The sequence below is a fragment of the Proteus sp. G4380 genome (assembly GCF_963885725.1).
GTDB lineage: Bacteria > Pseudomonadota > Gammaproteobacteria > Enterobacterales > Enterobacteriaceae > Proteus > Proteus mirabilis.
The window spans coordinates 1-6593 of sequence record NZ_CAWPAV010000066.1 but is presented as its reverse complement, the minus strand read 5'-3'; the positions used below and the strand labels follow the sequence as shown (position 1 = coordinate 6593).

At 37.5% G+C, this 6593-nt stretch carries 10 protein-coding genes; 5 read left to right on the top strand and 5 right to left on the bottom strand.

The genetic code is table 11. The annotated features are described in order from the left end of the window. On the top strand, positions 1-281 hold a 281-nt coding region (gene tnpA / locus AACU98_RS05685), incomplete at its 5' end, for an IS200/IS605 family transposase (RefSeq protein ID WP_161735671.1). Positions 282-427: 146 nt separating this feature from the next. On the opposite strand, the gene AACU98_RS05680 is transcribed toward tnpA, so the two are convergent. From AACU98_RS05680 to AACU98_RS05665, 4 genes are all read right to left on the bottom strand, one after another. After that, on the bottom strand, positions 428-892 hold the full coding sequence (locus AACU98_RS05680; protein WP_004243211.1) for an HIT family protein: 465 nt from the start codon (positions 890-892) through the stop codon (positions 428-430). A 154-nt stretch (positions 893-1046) separates the two neighbouring features. Next, a complete protein-coding gene (gene hemB / locus AACU98_RS05675) occupies positions 1047-2024 on the bottom strand; it encodes a porphobilinogen synthase (protein WP_161735669.1) in 978 nt (325 codons plus the stop codon). A 215-nt stretch (positions 2025-2239) separates the two neighbouring features. Further along, complete coding sequence (locus AACU98_RS05670; protein ID WP_004248202.1) at positions 2240-2602, bottom strand: hypothetical protein; 363 nt, start codon at positions 2600-2602, stop codon at positions 2240-2242. Between the two features lie 277 nt (positions 2603-2879). Continuing rightward, entirely contained in the window at positions 2880-3101 is a 222-nt protein-coding gene (locus AACU98_RS05665) for a DUF2594 family protein (RefSeq protein ID WP_036905633.1), read from the bottom strand. A 290-nt stretch (positions 3102-3391) separates the two neighbouring features. Here AACU98_RS05665 and AACU98_RS05660 point away from each other — a divergent pair, with 290 nt between their 5' ends. The 4 genes from AACU98_RS05660 to AACU98_RS05645 all read left to right on the top strand — a co-directional run bounded on the left by AACU98_RS05660 (position 3392) and on the right by AACU98_RS05645 (position 5814). Continuing rightward, positions 3392-4282, top strand: coding sequence for an NAD(P)H-hydrate dehydratase (locus AACU98_RS05660; protein ID WP_004243206.1), 891 nt, complete (start codon positions 3392-3394; stop codon positions 4280-4282). A 146-nt stretch (positions 4283-4428) separates the two neighbouring features. Further along, positions 4429-4857, top strand: coding sequence for a universal stress protein (locus tag AACU98_RS05655; RefSeq protein ID WP_004243205.1), 429 nt, complete (start codon positions 4429-4431; stop codon positions 4855-4857). Positions 4858-4971: 114 nt separating this feature from the next. Further along, positions 4972-5310 carry a hypothetical protein gene (locus AACU98_RS05650; RefSeq protein ID WP_004243204.1) on the top strand — a complete coding sequence of 113 codons (339 nt, stop codon included), beginning with the start codon at positions 4972-4974 and terminating at the stop codon, positions 5308-5310. A 66-nt stretch (positions 5311-5376) separates the two neighbouring features. Next, positions 5377-5814, top strand: a complete 438-nt coding sequence (locus AACU98_RS05645; protein ID WP_004243203.1) for a universal stress protein — start codon at positions 5377-5379, stop codon at positions 5812-5814. A 127-nt stretch (positions 5815-5941) separates the two neighbouring features. Here the strand turns inward: AACU98_RS05645 and AACU98_RS05640 are convergent. Beyond that, a partial coding sequence (locus tag AACU98_RS05640; RefSeq protein ID WP_202611357.1) for a YidX family protein occupies positions 5942-6593 on the bottom strand: 652 nt, incomplete at its 5' end.

The following is a 6593-nucleotide window of genomic DNA, read 5'->3' as shown; positions in this document are numbered from 1 at the left end:
GTGTTTGTGCTGATTTTGATGTTGAACTGGTTGAAATGGATGGGGAACGGGATCACGTTCATTTACTGATTAATTACCCGCCAAAACTGGCGATATCTAATCTGGTTAACAGCCTTAAAGGGGTATCGAGTCGATTACTTCGACGTGATCGTCCTGATATTGCACAACGTGATTACTACAAGGGGGTTCTTTGGTCGCCGAGTTATTTCGCGGGGAGTTGTGGTGGCGCACCAATATCCATTATCCGCCAGTACATTGAGCAACAGGAAACATCTAGTTAGTTAAAAAACCACGCCTTATATCCCCGACCTGAAGGACGGGGTTTTACGGTGCTTTGGATAAAGAATAATTGTGTAATATTAACTAATAACGGATAAGTAATAAATGCTTATCCGTTATTGCTATTAGTTTATTATGGCTGGATCAATTACTGACTATTTTGGCGAATAAGCGCAGCTAATTGCGCTAATTCCTCATCATTTGCGCGCTCAAAATCATGAGATGAAAGATAGCCGGGGTAGTTATCAAAGAAAACCTTTTGTTTGTTTTCAATGGGCGCCCATTTTGTCATATCACCCGTACCGTGCATTGGGCTGAGTTTGCTATGAACATGATCAACGCCAAAACCTTCAAAAAACATCCCCGTGCGTGACACATCTGGGAATGTTTTATCTAGGATTTTTGCCACTTTTTTAGTGGCGATGATCAATAACGCTAAGGCTTCATCGCTTAAATCAAAAGCATAACTTGGATAGTGTTTTTTCGGAATAACAACCGTAAAACCCTTGGTATTAGGGAAGATTGAAAGAAACGCAAGATGATGTTCGTCCTCCCAAATTTTATGGCAAGGTGCTTTTCCCGCTACAATTTGACAGAAAATACAGTTATCCATAGTCGCCTCATAATATAGGGTGAAAAATACTTCAAATTATCGTTATAACTTGAAGTATTTAGCGTATCTAACCGCCATGTTTTTAGTGGTGGGGTTAGTCATATACTGAAGATTCTTAGTGATCTATTCGCTTGTCATCTAGATACAAGGGTGATTAAAGTAGATTTCTTTCTGCTAAATCAAGCGCAAAGTAAGAGAGAATTAAATCAGCACCTGCGCGTTTAATGGAGCCTAGTGTTTCCATTATCACGCGATCTTCATCAATAGCACCCGCTAATGCAGCAAATTTGATTTGCGCATACTCCCCACTAATTTGGTAGGCTGCTAACGGTAATAGTGTACGTTCACGAACATCACGAATAATATCTAAATAAGCACCAGCAGGCTTAACCATTAACATATCCGCACCTTCTTGCTCATCAATCAATGATTCGCGGATAGCTTCCCGACGATTCATCGGATTCATTTGATATGTTTTACGATCACCAATTAAGCGAGAGCCAGCAGCATCACGGAATGGGCCATATAATGCAGAAGCAAATTTAGTTGAGTAGGAAACAATACCGGTATCGGTAAATCCTGCTTGATCTAATGCAGCACGAATAGCGGCAACTTGACCATCCATTGCGGCAGAGGGAGCAATAAAATCAGCACCGGCTTGTGCGGCGGCAACCGCCTGTAGACCTAAATTATGGATAGTTTCATCATTATCGACATGTTCACCATGTAAAACGCCACAGTGTCCGTGTGAAGTATATTCACAGAAACAAGTATCTGACATAACAATCATTTCTGGTACAGCATCTTTACAAATACGAGACATGCGAGAAACTAGACCGTCGCTTTTCCAAGCATCGCTACCTGTTTCATCAAGATGGTGTGAGACACCAAAGGTCATGACCGTTTTGATACCCGCTTTAGCGATACGCTCAATTTCATAAGCAAGGCGTTTTTCAGGAATACGTACCACACCTGGCATACTTTTGATCGGCTGATAATCCTCTAAGCCTTCTTCAACGAAAATAGGTAGTGCTAGATCATTTTTGCTGAGTGTCGTTTCTTGAAACAGCGCGCGCAGGTTCTCTGACTGGCGTAGTCTTCTTAATCGCTGGATGGATTGTTCGTTGCTCACAATATCTCCTTGTTATGGCCAGTTCTAATGATTATTTACTAAAGTATTATAAACCTTAATCGCAATAGATGGATACTATCATGCACAATAAATAGCGGCAGGGAAAAGTTAGCAGGGTTAAACGTAAGAAATGAAATAGGGGGGTTAATAAAAAAAGAGCAGGATTATTTCTGCTCCTTGGACTCTGCGCTTAATCATTTAAGGCAGTCAATGGATTATTTTTTCTGCTCTTGTAAAACAGAATCCATTTGAATTTTACATGCCGCAACAATTTGCGTTAAGCCTTCTTGGAACTCTTCACGTGAACCAATTTCTGCTTTTGCATCACGTAAAGATTTAACAACTTCAACGGTGCCATTAGAAAAATCAGCTTCCGTTGCATCTAGTTTTGCAAAATCAAAGTTTTGAGATTTCAATGTTGCTAATGCGTCTTTGGCGATTTTCTCAGGCGCTTCATTAGTATCATAAGCTTTTACTGAGATATCTTTGAATGTATTGCAATAATCTTCAGCCATTTTACTTGGGTTAGCAAATGCAACAGCAGGAAGTAAAAGCAGGGATAACAGAAGTGGTTTCATTATAAGCCTCATGGTTTATTTTGGTGCGTACACTGTAAGTGTAACATATAAACCCATATAGCGTTAAATCAGAATAGGATTAACATTAGTTATTTATTACAGATAAAAAAATCCCCTCTATAACAATAGAGGGGCAGTTAAATGAATAAAGAATGGTTTATTTCGGAATTAAGTATATAGACTTTTCAGATTTACTTTTTGCTTATTTGTGCAGCACAAAAAGAAGCGACAATAAATTAAAATCATGCGCAATTGCATTTTGATGACGTCAATATCATTATTGACGATAAGCTGTTTTAATTTGGCTTAATGTGTTGCGGAAGGTTTCTGCTTGTTGTTCATCAGCAACTTCGGAAATAGCTCGCTCAATATTTAAGATAACGCGTCCAGCATCTGCTTGACCTAATGCTTTTAACATATAAGTCACAAGCGTTTTTAGGCATGCAACTTCTTGCGCTAATGTTTCAACATCTGCTTGTGTTTTAAACTTCTCATTCATGGTGAATTTCCCTTTATATCGTTTGTTTATTAACCTAAAAATAATGCCTAGTAACAGAATAACATTGTATTCATCTGGTATGAATAGCTTTTCTTATCGCCCATAAAAGAAATAAATGAATAAAACGAATAAACAAATAGTAGATAAGGAATCATTTCCGCTAGTACACTCTTATTATGATTATGTCATCGATATCACGCTATACTTTAAATTAGCCATTACCGTTTAATGCGGTTTGATATAAAAATAAACACTCAGCAATAAAAGGTGAGGAATATGAGGAATAATAGATGAACAGAGAGCAACTATTACAAGCAATATCTCACTATCCTGCACTCGCTCAGCGAAATATGGGAAATACACATAAAGGCACTTTTGGTACATTAGCCATTATCGGCAGCTCAGAAGGCATGAGTGGTGCGATTGTTTTGGCGGGAAAAAGTGCGCTTAAAGCAGGGTGTGGTAAAGTCTTTTTGGGCTTTGCACAACCACAATTGCCACTGCCTTTTATTGATAGTGCACCCGAACTGATGCTACAAACAGCCATAACATTATTAGAGCAACCACAAATATCAGCATGGGCGATTGGCTGCGGTTTAGGGCTCTCCTCTGATTCGGAACAATTGCTGACTACAGTACTAGCACAACGTAACGAGAAAATACCTTATGTTTTTGATGCCGATGCGCTGGTGTTATTGGCTCAATTAAACTTATCGCATATTAACACTAAGTTAACCGCTAATTGTGTATTAACACCCCATCCGAAAGAGGCCGCAACTTTACTTCATTGTGATGTTGCTGATATTCAAAATAACCGTCAACAAGCTGCAATAGAAATTACACGCCAATATCATTGCTGGGCCATAGTGAAAGGACAAGGAACGGTGATTGCTTCACCTCAAGGAGATATCACAGTAAATACAACAGGGAACAGTGGATTATCGACAGCAGGGAGCGGTGATGTATTAACCGGTGTCATGGCAAGTTTTTTAGCACAAGGTATGCCAATCGCAGAGGCTGTGCCGAGTGCCGTATGGATACATGGTATTGCCGCAGACCAATTAATAAAACAAGGAATAGGGCCAATAGGATTAACCGCATCAGAGCTTATTGATACCATCCGTGCGGTTCGCAACCAAATGTGGGCAACCCACCAACAGCACAGCACTGATTTATTTTAACTGAGTAGTTTATTTTTTGTAGTAACTCATTAATACTTAAAGCCGATTGATAATTGATATTAGGTTGGTTTTAGTTAATTGACTCACAGTAATCTTGAGGTTATTGCGATACTATTAAGGCAAATGGAGAGTTGAGAGGAGTTATTATGTATAAAACAATTTTAGTGCCTATCGATATTGTAGAAGAAGAGTTAACCAGTAAAGCAGTACGCCATGCTGTTTATTTAGCCAAAGAAACAGGAGCTAATTTACATCTTATCCATGTGCTTCCTATCTCTTCAGCCATTATTAATGCTTATTCACTGGGTTATCCCGAAATTAAAGACAAAGCGACAGTAAAAGCCGAAAATGATATGCAAATGTTGGTGGATTCGGTGGATCTGCCTGCTGAAAAAGTGGCTTACACTGTCACTTTTGGCTCTCCCCGTGATGAAATTTTAACGACAGCAAAAGATATTCAAGCAGATTTAATTGTTATCGGCTCTCGCAGACCCAACATTAGCACACATTTATTAGGCTCTACGGCCGCAGGCGTTGTTCGTTATGCAGATATTTCTGTGTTAGTGGTTCGTTAATTGACACATGCTAATAGGTTATGAGGTTTCATAACCTATTTTTTTCTTTTAAATTATCTATTTTACCATTATTAAATTATTTTCATTGGGTTGCGCATTAATAGAGTCAATGGGATGGAAAAATTTACACAAGAACTTTTAAGGCTCGACCATTTTATTCTACGTATTCTACGCTACTATATAATAGGTACTGTATTCTTTTTTTTAGGATTATTACCGGGCGTGCTAGGGTTCTATTTTATTGAAGGACATACTTTTATGGAGTCCTCATTAAACGCAATATCAATGTTAAGTGGTCAACCGGTAGAGCCTGCGCCTGCAACACCAACAGGGCGTTTTTTTATTGCGATTTATGGTTTGTTTCTTCAGTGTGTTTTTATTTTATCGATTGGATTAGTAGTGACACCCTTTATTCATCGACAATTACATAAATGGCATCTTGAAGAGGATTAGCAATCATACTGTTGGTTGAAAAAATCAAAATAACAAACAGACGATAATTAATAATGAGGAGTTGCTATGTATAAGACAATTCTAGTGCCCGTGGATATTTCAGAAGATGAATTAACCGAAAAGGCTTTACAACACGCTGTTTATATTGCAAAGCTTGAAGGGGCTAAGATCCATTTGTTTCATGCTATTCCTGATGTTTCACGTTTTTCAATTAGTTATAGCTACCATTATGATATGTTAAGCTCTTTTGCTAATAAAGCGATTGAACGAGTTCAAGAACAACTGCAAGAATTAGCTAATTCTGTAGATTTACCTAAAGAGCAAGTTGATTTCTCTGCCGCATTTGGCTCAGCAAGAGATAAAGTGTTAGAGCTGGCAGAAAAAATTAAAGCGGATTTAATTGTCGTTGGCTCTCGTCGTCCTAGCATTTCAACTCATTTATTAGGCTCTAATGCATCAGGAATTGTGGCTTACGCCAAACAATCTGTGTTAGTTGTGCGTTAATCCTATAAGCGATGAAATAGGCTAACATCATAGTATAATATGGTATAAAAGGAGATAGAGATAACGCTATCTCCTTATTAATCAAACTAGAATATTTAGTGTTTGATAATAAATTATTTTATCGATACTACTTGCTTAGTATTGGGATCATCAGCAATTGTAAAGGAGATGTGACTATATCTAGCGCCAAAGTAACGGGTAATAATATTCTTGGTGTGCTGGCACCAATAAGATTTTCTTTGTATTGGTAGAATTCAACATTAAAGGGATGGTTAAAAGGTAGTAAATACTCATTTTTTTGTTCTTTATTTTTTTGATGAACTGTTCCAAGTAAATTATCTATTTTTAGTGAACAGGTGTTTATATCTTTTTTACATATAAAACCGTAAGTTAGTGCTGCTTCTTTATCGGTTTGAGTTACCCAGTTATAATTTATTTTAATTTTCCCATTAAATTGCTTCTTTTGATTATCAATAATAAATTCAACTGGATTTTCTACGCTCAATTTATCATGGTGGATAAGAGGATCTCTTAAAATATTTACTGCGTTATCTCCACCTCTTATTAATAAATAATCAAAATGATCACCAATAAATACCCATCCGCTAGTACCGTTACTATCTTTTGCTAGAGAGAGTGCGGTAATTGAATCGCCTTTCCAATGAGAACGATGATAACCATTATCATTTTTAGTTGATAACATTAACCCGAATGAAAAACAGCCTGATAATAAAAAGAAAATAGGAAAAATAACTATTGATAATAAGACAGCGGACTTT

Coding starts and splice junctions, on each gene's coding strand:
- AACU98_RS05670 (WP_004248202.1), bottom strand. CDS start 2,602: ATGAAACCACTTCTGTTATCCCTGCTTTTACTTCCTGCTGTTGCATTT.
- AACU98_RS05650 (WP_004243204.1), top strand. CDS start 4,972: ATGGAAAAATTTACACAAGAACTTTTAAGGCTCGACCATTTTATTCTA.
- AACU98_RS05660 (WP_004243206.1), top strand. CDS start 3,392: ATGAACAGAGAGCAACTATTACAAGCAATATCTCACTATCCTGCACTC.
- AACU98_RS05645 (WP_004243203.1), top strand. CDS start 5,377: ATGTATAAGACAATTCTAGTGCCCGTGGATATTTCAGAAGATGAATTA.
- AACU98_RS05655 (WP_004243205.1), top strand. CDS start 4,429: ATGTATAAAACAATTTTAGTGCCTATCGATATTGTAGAAGAAGAGTTA.
- AACU98_RS05665 (WP_036905633.1), bottom strand. CDS start 3,101: ATGAATGAGAAGTTTAAAACACAAGCAGATGTTGAAACATTAGCGCAA.
- AACU98_RS05680 (WP_004243211.1), bottom strand. CDS start 892: ATGGATAACTGTATTTTCTGTCAAATTGTAGCGGGAAAAGCACCTTGC.